The sequence below is a fragment of the Pseudomonas sp. NPDC087336 genome (assembly GCF_044744285.1).
Taxonomy (GTDB): Bacteria; Pseudomonadota; Gammaproteobacteria; order Pseudomonadales; family Pseudomonadaceae; genus Aquipseudomonas.
Map to the genome: position 1 here is coordinate 163,757 of NZ_JBIUYA010000001.1, position 17,209 is coordinate 180,965.

The 17,209-nt window shown below is 60.6% G+C and carries 16 protein-coding genes; 9 read left to right on the forward strand and 7 right to left on the reverse strand.

Annotated features, from left to right (window positions below):
• Window positions 1-58: 58 nt before the first annotated feature.
• From ACIO0C_RS00760 to ACIO0C_RS00770, 3 genes are all read left to right on the forward strand, one after another.
• Window positions 59-691, forward strand: a complete 633-nt coding sequence (locus ACIO0C_RS00760) for a LysE family transporter (RefSeq protein WP_180202195.1) — start codon at window positions 59-61, stop codon at window positions 689-691.
• A 139-nt stretch (window positions 692-830) separates the two neighbouring features.
• The gene (locus tag ACIO0C_RS00765) at window positions 831-2,726 is read left to right on the forward strand and encodes an FTR1 family protein (RefSeq protein WP_401306622.1); all 1,896 of its coding nucleotides are present in this window, start codon (window positions 831-833) and stop codon (window positions 2,724-2,726) included.
• A 132-nt stretch (window positions 2,727-2,858) separates the two neighbouring features.
• Window positions 2,859-3,314, forward strand: a complete 456-nt coding sequence (locus ACIO0C_RS00770) for a YaiI/YqxD family protein (RefSeq protein WP_401306625.1) — start codon at window positions 2,859-2,861, stop codon at window positions 3,312-3,314.
• Between the two features lie 50 nt (window positions 3,315-3,364).
• Here ACIO0C_RS00770 and elbB read toward each other — a convergent pair whose 3' ends face one another.
• The gene (gene elbB / locus ACIO0C_RS00775) at window positions 3,365-4,033 is read right to left on the reverse strand and encodes an isoprenoid biosynthesis glyoxalase ElbB (protein WP_401306627.1); all 669 of its coding nucleotides are present in this window, start codon (window positions 4,031-4,033) and stop codon (window positions 3,365-3,367) included.
• 115 nt (window positions 4,034-4,148) lie between these two features.
• Here elbB and ACIO0C_RS00780 point away from each other — a divergent pair, with 115 nt between their 5' ends.
• Complete coding sequence (locus ACIO0C_RS00780; protein WP_401306630.1) at window positions 4,149-5,384, forward strand: sterol desaturase family protein; 1,236 nt, start codon at window positions 4,149-4,151, stop codon at window positions 5,382-5,384.
• Here the strand turns inward: ACIO0C_RS00780 and ACIO0C_RS00785 are convergent.
• Window positions 5,365-5,997 carry a DedA family protein gene (locus ACIO0C_RS00785; protein WP_008066426.1) on the reverse strand — a complete coding sequence of 211 codons (633 nt, stop codon included), beginning with the start codon at window positions 5,995-5,997 and terminating at the stop codon, window positions 5,365-5,367. The genes ACIO0C_RS00780 and ACIO0C_RS00785 overlap by 20 nt on opposite strands.
• Window positions 5,998-6,203: 206 nt before the next feature.
• On the opposite strand from ACIO0C_RS00785, the gene hemB reads away from it, so the two are divergent.
• Window positions 6,204-7,217, forward strand: a complete 1,014-nt coding sequence (hemB, locus tag ACIO0C_RS00790; RefSeq protein ID WP_401306633.1) for a porphobilinogen synthase — start codon at window positions 6,204-6,206, stop codon at window positions 7,215-7,217.
• Between the two features lie 18 nt (window positions 7,218-7,235).
• Window positions 7,236-9,461, forward strand: a complete 2,226-nt coding sequence (gene ppk1, locus ACIO0C_RS00795; protein ID WP_401306636.1) for a polyphosphate kinase 1 — start codon at window positions 7,236-7,238, stop codon at window positions 9,459-9,461.
• Window positions 9,462-9,634: 173 nt separating this feature from the next.
• On the opposite strand, the gene ppx is transcribed toward ppk1, so the two are convergent.
• From ppx to ACIO0C_RS00820, 5 genes are all read right to left on the reverse strand, one after another.
• Window positions 9,635-11,137: an exopolyphosphatase gene (ppx, locus tag ACIO0C_RS00800; RefSeq protein WP_401306639.1), complete on the reverse strand. Its 1,503-nt coding sequence runs from the start codon at window positions 11,135-11,137 to the stop codon at window positions 9,635-9,637.
• A 235-nt stretch (window positions 11,138-11,372) separates the two neighbouring features.
• Complete coding sequence (locus tag ACIO0C_RS00805; RefSeq protein WP_401306642.1) at window positions 11,373-12,110, reverse strand: amino acid ABC transporter ATP-binding protein; 738 nt, start codon at window positions 12,108-12,110, stop codon at window positions 11,373-11,375.
• The gene (locus ACIO0C_RS00810; protein ID WP_401306645.1) at window positions 12,097-12,747 is read right to left on the reverse strand and encodes an amino acid ABC transporter permease; all 651 of its coding nucleotides are present in this window, start codon (window positions 12,745-12,747) and stop codon (window positions 12,097-12,099) included. Before ACIO0C_RS00810 ends, ACIO0C_RS00805 begins: the two co-directional genes overlap by 14 nt.
• On the reverse strand, window positions 12,744-13,412 hold the full coding sequence (locus ACIO0C_RS00815) for an amino acid ABC transporter permease (RefSeq protein ID WP_180202205.1): 669 nt from the start codon (window positions 13,410-13,412) through the stop codon (window positions 12,744-12,746). Before ACIO0C_RS00815 ends, ACIO0C_RS00810 begins: the two co-directional genes overlap by 4 nt.
• A 22-nt stretch (window positions 13,413-13,434) precedes the next feature.
• Window positions 13,435-14,220: a transporter substrate-binding domain-containing protein gene (locus tag ACIO0C_RS00820; protein WP_401306649.1), complete on the reverse strand. Its 786-nt coding sequence runs from the start codon at window positions 14,218-14,220 to the stop codon at window positions 13,435-13,437.
• 256 nt (window positions 14,221-14,476) lie between these two features.
• On the opposite strand from ACIO0C_RS00820, the gene ACIO0C_RS00825 reads away from it, so the two are divergent.
• From ACIO0C_RS00825 to rho, 3 genes are all read left to right on the forward strand, one after another.
• On the forward strand, window positions 14,477-15,184 hold the full coding sequence (locus ACIO0C_RS00825) for a FadR/GntR family transcriptional regulator (RefSeq protein WP_401306652.1): 708 nt from the start codon (window positions 14,477-14,479) through the stop codon (window positions 15,182-15,184).
• A gap of 121 nt (window positions 15,185-15,305) precedes the next feature.
• Complete coding sequence (trxA, locus tag ACIO0C_RS00830) at window positions 15,306-15,635, forward strand: thioredoxin TrxA (RefSeq protein WP_003206727.1); 330 nt, start codon at window positions 15,306-15,308, stop codon at window positions 15,633-15,635.
• Between the two features lie 248 nt (window positions 15,636-15,883).
• Entirely contained in the window at window positions 15,884-17,143 is a 1,260-nt protein-coding gene (rho, locus tag ACIO0C_RS00835; protein ID WP_003206716.1) for a transcription termination factor Rho, read from the forward strand.
• Window positions 17,144-17,209 lie beyond the last annotated feature (66 nt).

Genomic DNA, 17,209 nt, shown 5'->3' on the forward strand with positions numbered 1-17,209 from the left:
ACCAGCCCAAAGCCGCATTAGCTTAGACATCTGTCACGAGTCTGAGTCGAGGTGTGCAATGGAGCTTCAAACATGGCTGGCGTTTTTTGCCGCCTGCTGGGTGATTAGCCTGTCTCCCGGTGCCGGCGCCATTGCGTCGATGTCCAGTGGTTTGCAGTACGGTTTCTGGCGCGGTTACTGGAACGCCCTGGGCCTGCAATTGGGCCTTGCAGTGCAGATTGCGATTGTCGGCGCCGGTGTTGGCGCGATTCTCACGGCATCCGCCACCGCCTTCTATGCGATCAAATGGTTCGGTGTGGCCTACCTGGTTTTTCTCGCCATCAAACAATGGCGTGCACTGCCCAGCGACATGAGCGATGACGCGGCGGTCCGGCAGATTGGCAAGCCGATGGCCCTGGTGTTCCGAGGCTTTCTGGTGAACATCAGCAACCCCAAGGCGTTGGTGTTCATGCTTGCGGTTTTGCCGCAGTTCATTGATCCGCACGCGCCACTGCTGATCCAGTACGTGATCATCGGTGTCACCATGGTCTGCGTGGACCTGATTGTCATGGCCGGTTACACCGGGCTGGCTTCCAAGGTGTTGCGTATGTTGCGTACACCGAAACAGCAAAGACGCATGAACCGTACCTTTGCCGGGCTGTTCATCGGCGCGGCGGCGTTCATGGCCACCCTGCGTAAAGTCGCGGTTTGAACCATCAGGCATAAAAAAGGCGACCGCTTCAGGTCGCCTTTTTCGTTTAAGGCCTGTTGCACAACTTACGACAAAGCTTGAGTGAAAGTGATTGGGAGGGAACAATATGTTACTTCGTATTTCCAATTGAGATTCATTCATGATTGCCCCGTCCCGATTCCTGGCCTGGCTGATAGCGCCGGTGTTTGCCCTGTGCAGTTTCAATCTGCTGGCCGACACCGTGGAAGGCGCACCCCAAGCGCTGCACTTACTTGATTACATCGGCGCGGACTACCCGCAAGCGGTGCAGGCAGGCAAGGTCGTCAACGAATCCGAATACCGCGAACAGCTGGAGTTCACCCAGGCGTTGCAAGGCTTGATTGCCGGCATGCCGGCCAAACCGGAAAAGACCGGGCTGGAGCAGGGCATCAGTCAGCTGCACGAGGCAGTCACCGCGCGTCAGGACGGCGCAGACGTTGCCCGACAGGCTCGACAGCTCGGCGCAAAACTGGCCGTGGCCTATGAAGTCAGCCAGGCCCCGATCATTACCCCGGACCCGACTCGCGGTGCGCCACTGTACGCCCAGCATTGTTCGGTGTGTCACGGCGATACAGGTGCTGGCGACGGTCCGGCGGGTGTGGGGCTGACCCCGCCTCCGGCCAATTTGCGTGACAACGCGCGCCTGGATCACCTGAGCCTCTACGCGATCTACAACACGGTAGGCCTGGGAGTCGAAGGCACCGACATGCCGGCTTTCGGCGATCAGTTGGATGATCGTCAGCGTTGGGATCTGGCTACCTATGTCGCCAGCTTCAGCGCTGATCCGCAGACCGCCAGCAGCGACAAGACCTACAACATTGCCGATCTGGCCCGCCAGACCCCGGCTGAAGTGCAGGCAACCGACGGCCCGCAGGCTGCCGCGACTTTCCGCGCGCAACGGGCTCAGCCGCCGCAGGCCAAGCGTGGCCCGGCGCAGTTGCTCGACTACACCGCCACCACCCTGGACAAGAGCGTCGCGGCTTACCGCGCTGGCGATCACGATCAGGCCTACGACCTGTCGGTGGCGGCGTACCTGGAAGGCTTCGAGCTGGTCGAAAGCTCCCTGGACAACGTCGATGCCAACGTGCGTAAGGACACTGAGAAATCGCTGATGGCTTACCGGCAGTCGTTGCAGGATGGTCTGTCGGTAGACCAGGTCGAGCAGCGTCTGGAGGCGGCCAAGGCCAAATTGAAGACGTCTGCCGATTTGTTGGGCAGCGATGGTTTGAGCTGGTCGCTGAGCTACATTTCCGGCCTGTTGATTCTGCTGCGCGAAGGCCTGGAAGCGATTTTGGTACTGGCGGCGATCCTTGCCTTCCTGCGTAACACCGGCCAACAGTCGGCGGTACGCAGCGTCAACGTCGGGTGGGGCCTGGCATTGTTGGCCGGTCTGGGTACCTGGGCGCTGGCGGCTTATGTGATCGATGTCAGCGGCTCGCAGCGTGAGTTGCTGGAAGGCGCGACGGCGCTGTTCGCCAGCGTCATGGTGTTGTGGCTCGGTGTGTGGATGCACGACCGTCGTCATGCCGCGGCCTGGCAGGATTACATCAAGAGCAGCCTGGTGGGCGGTGGTGGGCGTTTCGGTTTTGCGATCCTGGCGTTCTTCTCGGTGTATCGCGAGCTGTTCGAAGTGATCCTGTTCTACGAAACCCTGTGGTTGCAGGCCGGGCCTGCGGGCCATGACGCAGTGCTGGCCGGTGGTGCGACGGCGTTGGTGTTATTGGTCGGCCTGGCCTGGGTGATCCTGCGCGGCTCGGCGAAACTGCCGCTGGCGCTGTTCTTCAGCATCAACGCCGGTCTTCTATGTGCCTTGTCGGTGGTCTTCGCCGGGCACGGTGTGAAGGCCTTGCAGGAAGCCGGAATCTTCGGCACGCGGCCGGTGGCGTTCTTTGAGTTTGATTGGTTGGGAATTCATGCGGATGCGTATTCGCTGAGTGCGCAGGCTGTGGCGATCCTGGCGATCATTGTGCTGTATGGTCGTAGTCGTGTGGCCGAGAAGCGAAGAGTTACGGCTTAACAGCATTCGCTTCGCTCATATTCGCGGGCAAGCCTCGCTCCTACAGGTTTTATGTTGACACACCATTGTGTGTACGACACTGAACTGTAGGAGCGTGGCTTGCCCGCGAAGCTTTTAACGGAGGAAAAATCTATGCGCGTATGGATCGATGCCGACGCCTGCCCCCGGGCGGCCAAGGATCTGGTGGTGAAGTTCGCCCTCAAGCGCCAGTTCGAGGTGGTGCTGGTGGCTGGCCAGCCGCAGAGCAAGCCGGGCCTGGCCCTGGTGAAGCTGATTGTGGTGCCAAGTGGCCCTAATGCGGCCGACGACTACCTCGTGGAACACGCGGTGCCTGGTGAACTGGTGATCTGCAGCGATGTGCCGCTGGCCGACCGGTTGGTGAAAAAAGGCGTTGCCGCGCTGGACCCGAGGGGCAAGGAGTTTGACGCGCAGAACATGGGCGATCGCCTGGCCGTGCGCAACCTGTTCACCGACTTGCGCGAACAGGGGCAGATGAGTGGCGGGCCGGCACCCTTTGGTGAGCGGGAAAAGCAGGCGTTTGCCAATGCGCTGGACCGCATACTCACTCGTCTGTCCCGCTCACGCTGATCGTTCCCACGCGGAGCATGGGAACGATCAGGTTCGGGTTCGGGTTTCAGTCAGGCGTCGTTTTCGTGGGTCAGTTCGAGCACGCGGTCAACCAGTTTATTGATGCCCGACGCTGCCTCACTGATGCTCCCGGCCAACATGTACGCCGGAGTGCTCACCAGTTTGCGCGCCTTGTCTTCGACGATATCGCTTACGGCGCATTCCTTGTGGGTGGCGCCCATCTTGTTCAGCGCCGCGGCCGTTTCTGCGTCGTTGCCGATGGTGCACGTTACGCCGGGCCCATAGATTTTCGCCGCCAGGGCAGGCGAGATGCAGATCAGGCCGACCGGTTTGCCGGCCTCGGCAAAGGCTTCGGTCAAGGCCAGGACGTCCGGCTGAACCGTGCAGGCGGTACCTTCGATGGCGAAGTTGGAGAGGTTCTTGGCCGAGCCGAAGCCGCCGGGAATGATCAGCGCATCGAATTCTTCGGCGTCGGCCTCGCGGATATCCTTGATCTCACCGCGGGCTATGCGGGCGGACTCCACCAACACATTGCGCGACTCGGGCATTTCTTCGCCGGTCAGGTGATTGATGACGTGCAGCTGCGCGATATTTGGTGCAAAACATTGCACCTGCGCGCCACGCTGGTCCAGGCGCAGCAGGGTCACCACGCTTTCGTAAATTTCGGCGCCGTCGTATACGCCACAACCGGAAAGGATCACTGCAACTTTTTTGCTCATGGGCTTTTCTCCAGATTCATGGCGTTAAATGTCCACTAATTTGTCACTCGTTGCCATAGGGATAATTCGAGGCTACACATAGGATCTGTCCTCAAGATTCCGACCAGGGCGCGTCATGGACTTCATTCTGTATGCGGTGCCGTTTTTCTTTGTGCTGATCGCTGTCGAGCTGCTGGCCGACCGTTGGCGCGGGGTCAGCAACTATCGGCTGGCAGACGCGATCAACAGCATCAGCACCGGCGTGCTGTCGACCACCACGGGCCTTTTGACCAAGGGCGTGGGGTTGGTCACCTATGCGTTCGCCCTCAAGCACCTGGCGCTGTTCGAACTCTCGGCCGACAGCATCTGGGTCTGGGTATTCGCCTTCGTCCTTTACGATTTCTGCTACTACTGGCTGCACCGCATGGGCCACGAGCGCAATATTCTCTGGGCCGCGCATTCGGTGCATCACCAAAGCGAGGACTACAACCTCTCCACCGCCCTGCGCCAGACCAGTACCGGGTTCCTGCTGAGCTGGATCTTCTACCTGCCCATGGCCGTTGTCGGCGTGCCGTTGCTGGTGTTCGTCAGCGTCGCGGCGCTGAATCTGCTGTACCAGTTCTGGGTGCATACCCGGCACATTCCCAAGCTCGGCTGGTTCGAATGGTTTTTCGTCACGCCATCCAATCATCGGGCTCACCATGCACAGAACGCTCTCTACATGGATCGCAACTACGGCGGTGTGTTCATTATTTGGGACCGTCTATTCGGCTCGTTCCAGGAAGAGGACGACAACGAACCGGTGATTTTCGGCGTGACCACGCCGCTGGCGAGCTGGAACCCGGTGTGGGCCAACGTGCAGTTCTACGCCCAGTTGTGGGCGGATGCGCGGCGGGCCGACAGCACCTGGGACAAGCTGCGGATCTGGTTCATGCGCACCGGTTGGCGGCCGGCGGATGTGGCGGCCAGGTACCCGATGAACAAGCCGGACCTGAGCCAGTTCCGCAAATTCGAAGTGCCGTTGGACGGGCGTCAGCAGCTCTACGTGCTGTTGCAGTTCTGCGTCTACATCGCACTGGGCAGCTATTTGATGAACCTGGAACCGGGTCTGTCGACGGCCGCGTTGGTGCTGGGCTGGGGAGCGGTGGCGCTGGGTCTGTTCGTCCTGGGCGTGGCCCTGGAGAATCGCCCGTGGGCGCTGAAGCTAGAGTTGCTGCGCCTGGCATCGAATGTGCCGCTGGTATGGCTGGCGCCGCTGGTGGGGCTGTGGCCGGCCAGCGCGGCGGGCTGGGTCGGCCTGCTCAGTTACAGTCTGATCAGCGGTATCGGGCTCTACTGCTGCAGAAACCGGTTTACTCGACTGGCGTCTTAGGGTTGCCCGGATTGTGCTGTTGGGCCTTCAGGGCTTGCTCGTCGGCATAGATCTGCTTGGCCAGGCGGGCATTCTTGAACCGGCGGCGCAGCCACAGGCCAAGTCCGAGGACGAGCAGGGCACCGAGCACCCACAGTTCGTACTTCTTGATACTGCCGAGCATCCCTTCCAGTACCGCGCCGAAGTGATAGGCCGCCGCCGCCAGTGCGGTGGCCCAGATCGCAGCGCCAATGCCGTTGAGCAGCAGGTAACGGCCCGGTGGATAGCCCGACAAGCCGATCGCCACCGGCATCACGGTGCGCAGGCCGTAGACGAAGCGAAAGCTCAGGACCCAGATGTCCGGATGCTTGCGGATGTGCTCCAGCGCACGGTCACCCATCAACTGCCAGCGCGGTTTGCGTGCCAGCAACTTGCGCCCGTGCTTGCGCCCCAGGAAGTACCACAGCTGATCGCCGGCATAGCTGCCGAAGAACGCCACGACCACCACCAGGTTGATGTCCATGTATCCACGGAACGCGAGGAAGCCCGCGAGCACCAGGATGGTTTCGCCTTCGAAGAACGTGCCTAGGAAAAGGGCAAAGTAGCCGAAGTCATGCAGGAATTGTTGGAGCATTGTCTGGGTGCTGGCGAAATGAACGCGCAGCCTAACCCTTCGTACACATTCAGGAAAGTGTCCAAATGTGTCTCGACGTGAACATTTCCTACAACGACAATGGAATGCGGCTACCTGTCACAGGGTGCACACAACTGTAATACCTTCGTCATAATGGCCGCTTATAACTGTCACGCTCGCCATCCGCGCGGGCTCAGGAGTCTGCCGTGAGCTTTACCCCCGCCAACCGCTTGTTCCCTGCAACCCGCCTGCGCCGCAACCGTCGTGACGATTTCTCGCGTCGCCTGGTCCGTGAAAACGTGTTGACCGTCGATGACCTGATCCTGCCGGTGTTCGTGCTGGACGGTGAAAACCGTCGCGAAGCGGTGGCCTCGATGCCGGGCGTCGAGCGCCTGACCATTGATCTGTTGCTGGAAGAAGCGGCCAAATGGGTCGAGCTTGGGATTCCGGCGCTGGCGCTGTTCCCGGTGACGCCCCCGGAGCTCAAGTCGCTGGATGCCGCCGAAGCCTGGAACCCCGAAGGCATTGCCCAGCGCGCCACCCGCGCGCTGCGTGCGCAGTTCCCTGAACTGGGTGTGATCACCGACGTCGCGCTGGACCCGTTCACCACCCACGGCCAGGACGGTATTCTCGACGAAGAAGGCTATGTGCAGAACGACATCACCGTTGACGCACTGGTCAGGCAAGCCCTGTCCCATGCCGAAGCGGGCGCCCAGGTGGTCGCACCTTCGGACATGATGGACGGTCGCATCCAGGCGATCCGCGAGGCCCTCGAAGTGGCCGGTCACGTCAATGTGCGGATCATGGCCTACTCGGCGAAGTACGCCAGTGCCTATTACGGCCCGTTCCGCGATGCGGTCGGTTCGGCACTGAACCTGGGCAAGGCCAACAAGGCCTCCTATCAGATGGACCCGGCCAACAGCAACGAAGCCCTGCACGAAGTGGCGGCTGACTTGTCAGAAGGCGCAGATATGGTCATGGTCAAGCCAGGCATGCCCTATCTGGATATCCTCTGCCGGGTCAAAGAAGAATTCAAAGTGCCGACTTTTGTTTATCAAGTCAGTGGCGAATACGCCATGCACATGGCGGCGATCCAGAATGGCTGGTTGAGCGAAGGGGTTATCCTCGAATCCCTGACCGCTTTTAAACGCGCAGGCGCTGATGGCATCCTGACGTATTTTGCCGTTCGTGCTGCTCAATTGTTACGAGAGCAAAAATAGCCCTCCCAGGAACATTCGATGAATACCGAAGCAGTACTCACTGAAGTTGCCGTAAAAGACGCTCAGCCTGTGGTGGAGCAAGTCGACGAGACCCCGCCGGAGCTGGAACCCGCTCCGCCCGCGGCGGTCGTCGAAACCGCCGTGGCAGCGCCGGCGATTGCCATTCCAGGTCTGGATGACAGCAGCCTGTACATCCACCGCGAGCTGTCGCAACTGCAGTTCAATATCCGCGTGCTGGAACAGGCACTGGACGAGTCCTACCCGTTGCTGGAGCGCCTGAAGTTTCTGCTGATCTTCTCCAGCAACCTGGACGAGTTCTTCGAGATTCGTGTCGCCGGCCTCAAGAAGCAGATCACCTTCGCCCGGGAGCAGGCCGGTGCCGACGGCTTGCAGCCGCACCAGGCCCTGGCCCGCATCAGTGAACTGGTACACGGTCACGTTGACCGCCAGTACGCGATCCTCAACGATATTCTGCTGCCGGAACTGGAAAAGCATCAGGTCCGCTTCATCCGTCGCCGCAACTGGACGACCAAGCTCAAGACTTGGGTCCGGCGCTATTTCCGCGACGAAATCGCCCCGATCATCACCCCGATCGGCCTCGACCCGACGCACCCGTTCCCATTGCTGGTCAACAAGAGCCTGAACTTCATCGTCGAGCTCGAAGGCATCGATGCCTTCGGTCGCGACTCCGGCCTGGCGATCATCCCGGCACCGCGCCTGCTGCCGCGCATTATCAAGGTGCCGGAAGAAGTCGGCGGCGCTGGCGACAACTATGTGTTCCTGTCGTCGATGATCCACGCCCACGCCGATGACTTGTTCCAGGGCATGAAGGTCAAGGGCTGCTACCAGTTCCGCCTGACCCGAAACGCCGACCTGGCGCTGGACTCCGAGGATGTCGAAGACCTGGCGCGTGCCCTGCGTGGCGAATTGTTCTCCCGTCGTTATGGCGACGCGGTGCGCCTGGAGGTAGCCGATACCTGCCCGAAACACCTGTCCGATTACCTGCTCAAGCAATTCAACCTGAGCGAAACCGAGCTGTATCAGGTCAACGGCCCGGTGAACCTGACGCGTCTGTTCAGCATTACCGGCCTGGACAGCCAGCGCGAGCTGCAGTACCTGCCGTTTACCCCGCAGATCCCGAAACTGCTGCAAAACAGCGAGAACATCTTCAGCGTGATCAGCAAGCAGGACATCCTGTTGTTGCACCCGTTCGAGTCGTTCACCCCGGTGGTCGACCTGCTGCGCCAGGCCGCCAAGGACCCGCACGTGCTGGCGGTGCGTCAGACCCTGTATCGCTCCGGCGCCAACTCGGAAATCGTCGATGCGTTGGTGGATGCGGCGCGTAACGGCAAGGAAGTCACCGCGGTGATCGAACTGCGGGCACGCTTCGATGAAGAGTCCAACCTGCAACTGGCCAGCCGTCTGCAAGCGGCCGGTGCGGTGGTGATCTACGGTGTGGTCGGCTTCAAGACCCACGCCAAGATGATGCTGATCCTGCGCCGCGAGGCGGGCGAGATCGTGCGTTACGCGCACTTGGGCACGGGTAACTACCACGCCGGCAACGCTCGCCTGTACACCGACTACAGCCTGCTGACTTCCGACGACGCCCTGTGCGAAGACGTCGGCAAACTGTTCAGCCAGTTGATCGGCATGGGCAAGACGCTGCGCATGAAAAAGCTGCTGCATGCGCCGTTTACCCTGAAAAAGGGCATGCTCGACATGATTGCCCGCGAAACCCAGTTCGCCCTCGACGGCAAACCGGCGCACATCATCGCCAAGTTCAACTCGCTGACCGATCCGAAGATCATCCGTGCGCTGTACAAGGCCAGCCAGTCAGGCGTGCGTATCGATCTGGTCGTGCGGGGCATGTGCTGCCTGCGGCCGGGCATCGCCGGAGTGTCGCACAACATCCACGTGCGCTCGATCATCGGGCGCTTCCTGGAGCACACCAGGGTCTTCTACTTCCTCAATGGCGGCGAAGAGCAGATGTTCCTGTCCAGTGCCGACTGGATGGAGCGCAACCTCGACAAGCGCGTAGAGACTTGTTTCCCGGTGGAAGGCAAGAAGCTGATCATGCGGGTAAAGAAAGAGCTGGAGCTGTACCTCACCGATAACACCCACAGCTGGAGCCTGCAGTCGGACGGCCGATACATCCGTAACACGCCGACCGGCAACCAGAACCCGCGCAGTGCTCAGGCTACGTTGCTGGAGCGGTTGGGCAGCCCGATCCTGGCTGTGCGCTAACGCCGGCTAGTTGTAAAAAAAATGGCGATCCCAAGGGATCGCCATTTTTGTTTCCACCGCCCCCTGTAGGAGCTGGCTTGCCAGCGAAGCCGTCCTCGATTTTGACACAAGGCTCAATGACGCCTTCGCCGGCAAGCCGGCTCCTACAGGGACCGTTTTCGGCTATAGGTTGTTTATCGAGCGCTCAGGACAATATCGACCCGCGTCAGCCACTGCGCTTCAATTTCAAAGTCGGCCTGGGTCAGCTGGTTTTCGTCCAGCCAGTTTTCCGGGAACACCACTTCCAGGCTGTTGCCAGTGGCGTTCAGTTCCACCTGGGGCATTTGCTGGGTGCCGCGGATGTGATGGAACAGGATCGCGAAGCGCAGCAACACGCACAGGCGAATCAGCTTGATGCCGTCATCGCCGAAATCGGCAAATTTGTCCTTGGGGATGTTGCGACGGTGACCGCGGACCAGCAGCGCGAGCATCAGTTGGTCCTCGCGGGAGAAACCGGCCAGGTCCGAGTGCTCGATCAGGTAGGCGCCGTGCTTGTGATATTGATAGTGGGCAATGTCCAGGCCCACTTCATGTACCTTGGCCGCCCAGCCCAGCAGTTCGCGCCAGACGCCGTCTTCCAGGTCCCAGTCCCTGGCCACCTGATCGAAGGCATGCAGGGCCTTGCGTTCGACTCGCACCGCCTGTTCCAGGTCGACGTGATAACGCTCCATCAGCGAGGTCAGGGTTCGTTCACGCACGTCTTCGTGATGATGGCGCCCCAGCAGGTCATAGAGCACGCCTTCGCGCAACGCGCCTTCACAGTGGTCCATGCGTTGCAATTCAAGGGAATCGAAGATGGCTTCGAGGATCGCCAGGCCGGCCGGGAAAATCGCCCGACGGTCCGGCTTGATGCCTTCGAAGTCGATTTTCTCGACATCGCCAAGTTTGATCAGCTTGCGCTTGAGCCATGCCAGGCCTTCGGCATTCACTTCGCCGCTGCCGTGGCCGCCGGCCTTCAGCGCCAGGCCGATGGCGCGGATGGTGCCCGAGGAGCCGATGGCTTCATCCCAGGTCAGGCGGTGCAGGGCGTGTTCGATGCTCATGATCTCCAGCCGTGCTGCCGTATACGCCTGGGCGTAGCGGGCCGGGGTGATCTTGCCGTCCTTGAAATAGCGCTGGGTGTAGCTGACGCAACCCATCTGCAGGCTTTCGCGCAGCAGCGGTTCGAAGCGCTGCCCGATGATGAATTCGGTACTGCCGCCGCCGATGTCGGCCACCAGGCGTTTGCCGGGTGTGTCAGCGAGGGTGTGGGACACGCCGAGATAGATCAGGCGCGCTTCTTCACGGCCGGAGATGACTTCCACCGGGTGACCGAGGATTTCTTCGGCGCGGTGGATGAATTCGTTGCGGTTACGGGCTTCACGCAGGGCGTTGGTGCCGACGATACGCACGGCGCCCGGGGGCATACCGTTGATCAGTTGGGCGAAACGCTTGAGGCAATCGAGCCCGCGTTGCATGGATTCTTCGCTGAGATGGCGTTCGTCGTCGATACCGGCGGCCAGCTGAACCTTCTCCCCGAGACGCTCGAGAATGCGGATTTCGCCGTTCTGGGCCTTGGCCACGACCATGTGAAAGCTGTTGGAGCCCAGGTCGATTGCGGCGATCAGGGACAGATTCTTGGCTTGGGATTGCGGCATGGTCAGGGGGTCTCGGTCGTTAACCTCGACATCGTGCCACGATCACAGGCTGGCGCCAACGCGTTGTGTTCAAAGCCTTGATCCAGTGCAGGGAAGTTGGTGACCGCTGCGCGCTCAATCGCGGGCAAGCCCGCTCCCACAGGTTTTTGTGTCGATCACAAAATTGTCGATTTACACGGGGCACTGTGGGAGCGGGCTTGCCCGCGAAGAGGGCCTGACAGCCACCGCAGATCTGTCAGCCCGCCGCCTCAACCGTCCCAATGAAATTCGCCAGCTCCACCGTCCGCGGATTGGCAAACAACTCCTTCGGATGACCCACCTCATGCACCAACCCCTGATGCATGAACACCAACTTATCCCCAACCTCCCGCGCAAAGCGCATCTCATGGGTGACCATGATCAGCGTCATGCCTTCCTTGGCCAGTTGCCGAACCACGCTCAGCACCTCGTTGACCAGTTCCGGGTCCAGTGCCGAGGTGATTTCGTCACACAGCAACACCTTGGGCGACATCGCCAGTGCGCGGGCAATGGCGACTCGCTGTTGCTGCCCGCCGGACAGTCGATCGGGGAAGGCATCGAACTTCTCCCCAAGCCCGACCCGTTCCAGCATCTGTCGCGCCAGTTCGGCGGCCTTGGTTTTCGGTACTTTCTGCACCACTTGTGGCGCGAGCATCACGTTCTCGCCGACCGTCAGGTGCGGGAACAGGTTGAACTGCTGGAACACCATCCCGACTTTCTGCCGCAGGCTGCGCAGGTCGGCGCGGGCGGCGTCGAGGTATTCGCCGTCGACTTCGATGACGCCATCGTTGATCGATTCCAGGCCGTTGAGGGTGCGCAGCAAGGTCGACTTGCCCGAGCCGCTGCGGCCGATGATCGCCACCACCTGGCCTTGTTCGACACTCAGGTCGATGCCTTTGAGCACATGGTGGTCGCCATAGTATTTATGCAGGGCGGAAATTCTAAGCAGAGGCATGCAGTCTCCTTTCCAGGTAGCGCGCACTGAGGGACAAGGGGTAGCAGAGCAGGAAGTAGCCGAGGGCGACCAGGCCGTAGACCATGAAAGGCTCGAAGGTGGCGTTGGCCAGCATGCCGCCGGTCTTGGTCAGTTCGGTGAAACCGATGATCGAGGTCACGGCAGTGCCCTTGACCACTTGCACCGAGAAACCCACGGTCGGCGCCACGGCGATGCGCAACGCTTGTGGCAGGATCACGTAGCGCAGTTGCTCCAGGGGGTTCAGCGCCAGGCTCGACGAGGCTTCCCACTGGCCGTGGGGAATCGACTCGACGCAACCGCGCCAGATCTCCGCCAGATAGGCGCTGGTGAACAACGTCAAGGCGATTGCCGCGGCGGCCCACGGCGAAATCTCCACCCCGGCCAGCGCCACCCCGAAGAACACCAGGAACAGCTGCATCAACAGCGGCGTGCCCTGGAACAGTTCTATGTAGGTGCGGGCAAAGCTGCGCGGCAGGGATTTGTTCGAGAGGCGCATCAGCATGATCAGCAAGCCGATCAGCCCGCCGCCTACGAACGCCACCAGTGACAACGCCAGTGTCCATTGCAGGCCCGTGAGCAGGTTGCGCACGATGTCCCAGAAGGTGAAATCGCTCATCGGCTGCTCCTGGCAATGAAGCGGTGGCCGATCCAGTTCAGCAACTGGCGGATCAACAAGGCCATGCACAGATAGAGCAACGTGGTCAGGGCATAGGTTTCAAAGGCGCGGAAGTTGCGTGACTGGATGAAGTTGGCGGCGAAGCTCAGTTCTTCGGTGGCGATCTGCGAACAGACCGCCGAGCCGAGCATGACGATGATGATCTGGCTGCTCAGGGCCGGCCAGACCTTGCCCAGCGCTGGCAGCAGCACCACGTGGCGGAAGGCTTCGAAGCGCGTCATCGCCAGTGCCGCCGCAGCCTCCAGCTGGCCTCGCGGGATCGCCTGGACACCGGCGCGGATGATCTCGGTCGAATAGGCGCCCAGATTGATCACCATCGCCAGCACCGCTGCCTGCCATTCGGAAATCTGCACGCCCAGCGACGGCAGGCCGAAGAAGATGAAAAACAACTGCACCAGAAACGGCGTATTGCGGATCAACTCGACGTAGACCGCGAAAATTCCGGCGAAGGGGCGGATGTTCCACGCCCGCACCAGCGCCCCGACGATGCCCAGGCCCACCCCCAGCACCGCGCCGATGGCCGTCAGCTCAAGGGTGAACAACGCACCGCGCAGCAGCAGGTCGGTGTTGTGCACCACCGGCAAGAAATCGAACTGATAAGCCATAACGTGTCTCCTGCGCGCCGGATCAGAGGTCGGCCGGCAGCGGTTCTTTCAACCAGGCCAGGGCGTTTTTCTCCAGAGCACCGTCGCTCTTGGCGGTCACGAGAATCTGATTGACCTTGTCCAGCAGCGCCGGCTCGTTCTTGTTCACGCCCACGTAGACGGGCGAGTCCTTGAGTTTCACTTTCAGCGCCGGCACGCGTTTGGGGCTCTTCTCGCTGATCGCGACCATCACCACGTTGCCGCTGGCGATCAGATCGACTTGCCCGGCCAGGTACGCGGCGATGGTCGAGTTGTTGTCTTCGAAACGCTTGATGGTCACGCCTTCGGGGGCGACTTTGGTCAGTTCGATGTCTTCGATGGCGCCACGGGTGACGCTGATGGTTTTGCCCTTGAGGTCGTCCAGGCTTTTGATGTCGGCGTCTGGCGGACCGAACACGGCGAGGTAGAACGGCGCATAGGCGCGGGAGAAATCGATGACTTTTTCCCGCTCGGGGTTCTTGCCCAGGCTGGAAATCACCAGGTCGACCTTGCCGGTGGTCAGGAACGGGATGCGGTTGGTGCTGTTGACCGGGGTCAGTTCAAGTTTGACCTTGAGCTGGTCGGCCAGCAGTTTGGCGGTGTCGATATCGAGGCCGCGCGGCTTCATGTCCGGGCCTACCGAGCCGAAGGGCGGGAAGTCCTGCGGTACGGCGACCTTGAGGACGCCGCGCTTGACCACATCTTCCAGAGCGTCGGCGTGGGCGGGGGCCTGGCTCAGCACGAGGCTGGCGAACAAGGCTATGATGAGGGCGCTGTAACGCTGGGTCATGGCAAGTCTCCGGATCTTCGAGAAGTGATTTCTGCGGATGGACAGAGCACGGGCCATGCCAACATGGCGGATTCGGGGCACCAGGCCGCGGTTTTGCTGGCGTCGCACGGTCTTACTGGTCTGAACAGTCAGGTGGTCTTTCGCACCCCGATGGCGCAGCCGTGAATGCAATCGAACCCCCATGGGGCACGACTTGCCGGGCGCGGCGAATAGCTTTACAACTGATCGCACATTGGCCTGGTTCGACTGGAAAACCATGAATTCGATCTCTCGCGCCGTACCCGAAGTGGCGCTGCAAGCCATCCGCAAATTGATCACCGAACAGGGTTTCGGGCCGGGGGATGCCTTGCCCTCGCAACGGGACCTGGCCGTGCAATTGGGTGTCAGTCGGGCATCGTTGCGCGAGGCGCTGTCATCGCTCAGCGCCCTGGGTGTCATCAGTATCCAGCCGGGTAAAGGCGTGTTCGTGCAGTCGCCCGTGGAGCTGCCCAGAGGTGAGGCGGCACCCTGTTGGCCGTTCGCGGCACAGGCTTCGCCCCTGGATATCTTCCAGTTGCGTTATGCACTGGAGGGCTTCGCTGCGGGGCTGGCGGCCGTGACCTTGAGTACCGATGAGCTCGATGCACTGGAAGATAACGTCGCCGCCATGCGCGACGAACTCAAGCGGGGCGACTTCGAAGCGGCGGCGCGCCTGGACTTTGAATTCCACCGACGCATTTTGCTGGCCAGCGGCAACCAGGCGATGGTGAGCATCCTGACCGCCAGTGCCGACATCTTCCTGGAAAGCCAGAAGCTACCGTTCATCCGGGCCGAGCGGGCCATGGAAACCTGGCAGGAACACCGCAAGATCCTTCGCGCGCTGGCGCGCCGGGCCTCGGGGGCTGCGCAAAAGGCCATGCATGAACACGTGCGCAACGCGTCGCTGCGCACTGGAATTGCGTTCGTCGCTCCCGCCACGGCGTGACCTGGGCTATACCCAAACTCATGGAACACCATAGCGAGACTCAATCATCTGCACCTTCCTGAACGAGGGAAGGGCCGTTATGATGGGCCACGTTTTTTTGCTTACAACCCTGGAGAATTCCATGAGCAGCGATCTTATCAAACACGTTAGCGACGCTAGCTTCGAGGCCGACGTACTCAAGGCTGAAGGCGCTGTACTGGTCGACTACTGGGCTGAGTGGTGCGGCCCTTGCAAAATGATCGCTCCTGTCCTGGACGAAATTGCAGAGACTTACAAAGGCAAGCTGACCGTTGCCAAGCTGAACATCGACGAAAACCAGGAAACCCCCGCCAAGCACGGCGTGCGTGGTATCCCGACGCTGATGCTGTTCAAGAACGGCAACGTTGAAGCGACCAAGGTCGGCGCACTGTCGAAGTCGCAACTGGCGGCTTTCCTCGACGCCAACATCTAAGCGTCGTTACAGCGTGTCAGAAAAAGGCCCCGCAATTAGCGGGGCTTTTTTCGTTGTAGAGGGCTAGACGCTCCGAAACTCAAGTGTTACATTCGGCCCCGCGCTGGTTTCTCCAGTGCCCCCTGCTAGCCGTCGCCGACGCTCTCCTTTTCGAATAAGTACGCGATCCTGTCGCCTTCTCCGCGGCGCGGCCTCATTAAGCCAAAAGCTTAATTTCCCCCCTCCATAAATGATTACGTCATTCCTATATGAATCTGACTGAACTCAAGCAAAAGCCGATTACCGAACTGCTCGAATTGGCCGAACAGATGGGCATAGAAAATATGGCCCGTTCGCGCAAGCAGGACGTGATTTTCTCCCTGCTGAAAAAGCACGCGAAAAGCGGCGAGGAAATCTCCGGTGATGGCGTGCTGGAGATTCTCCAGGACGGCTTCGGCTTCCTCCGCTCTGCAGACGCCTCCTATCTCGCCGGCCCAGACGATATCTACGTCTCGCCGAGCCAGATCCGTCGCTTCAACTTGCGCACCGGTGACACCATCGTTGGCAAGATCCGCCCTCCGAAGGAAGGCGAGCGTTATTTCGCGCTGCTCAAGGTCGACACGATCAACTTCGACCGTCCGGAAAACGCGAAAAACAAGATTCTCTTCGAGAACCTGACCCCGCTGTTCCCAACCGTGCGCATGAAGATGGAAGCCGGTAACGGTTCCACCGAAGACTTGACCGGTCGAGTCATCGACTTGTGCGCCCCGATCGGTAAAGGCCAGCGCGGTCTGATCGTTGCACCGCCGAAAGCCGGTAAGACGATCATGTTGCAGAACATCGCGGCGAATATCGCGCGTAACAATCCTGAAGTTCATCTGATCGTATTGCTGATCGACGAACGTCCGGAAGAAGTGACCGAAATGCAGCGCACCGTGCGCGGCGAAGTGGTTGCCTCGACGTTCGACGAGCCGCCAACCCGCCACGTGCAGGTTGCCGAAATGGTGATCGAGAAGGCCAAGCGCCTGGTCGAGCACAAGAAGGACGTGGTGATCCTGCTCGACTCCATCACCCGTCTGGCCCGTGCCTATAACACCGTGATCCCGAGCTCCGGCAAGGTATTGACCGGTGGTGTCGATGCCCACGCCCTGGAGAAACCGAAGCGTTTCTTCGGCGCCGCGCGGAACATCGAAGAAGGCGGCTCGCTGACCATCATCGCCACCGCGCTGGTTGAAACCGGCTCGAAGATGGACGAAGTGATCTACGAGGAATTCAAAGGCACCGGCAACATGGAACTGCCTCTGGATCGCCGCATCGCTGAAAAGCGTGTGTTCCCGGCCATCAACATCAACCGTTCGGGTACCCGTCGCGAAGAGCTGCTGACCGCCGACGACGAGCTGCAGCGCATGTGGATCCTGCGCAAGCTGCTGCACCCGATGGACGAAGTGGCTGCCATCGAGTTCCTGGTCGACAAGCTGAAAACGACCAAGACCAACGATGAGTTCTTCCTGTCGATGAAGCGCAAGTAAGTCGATAGGCCAGCAAAAGCCGGGGAAACCCGGCTTTTTGCTATCTGATTTTTGCTCAACCGGCAG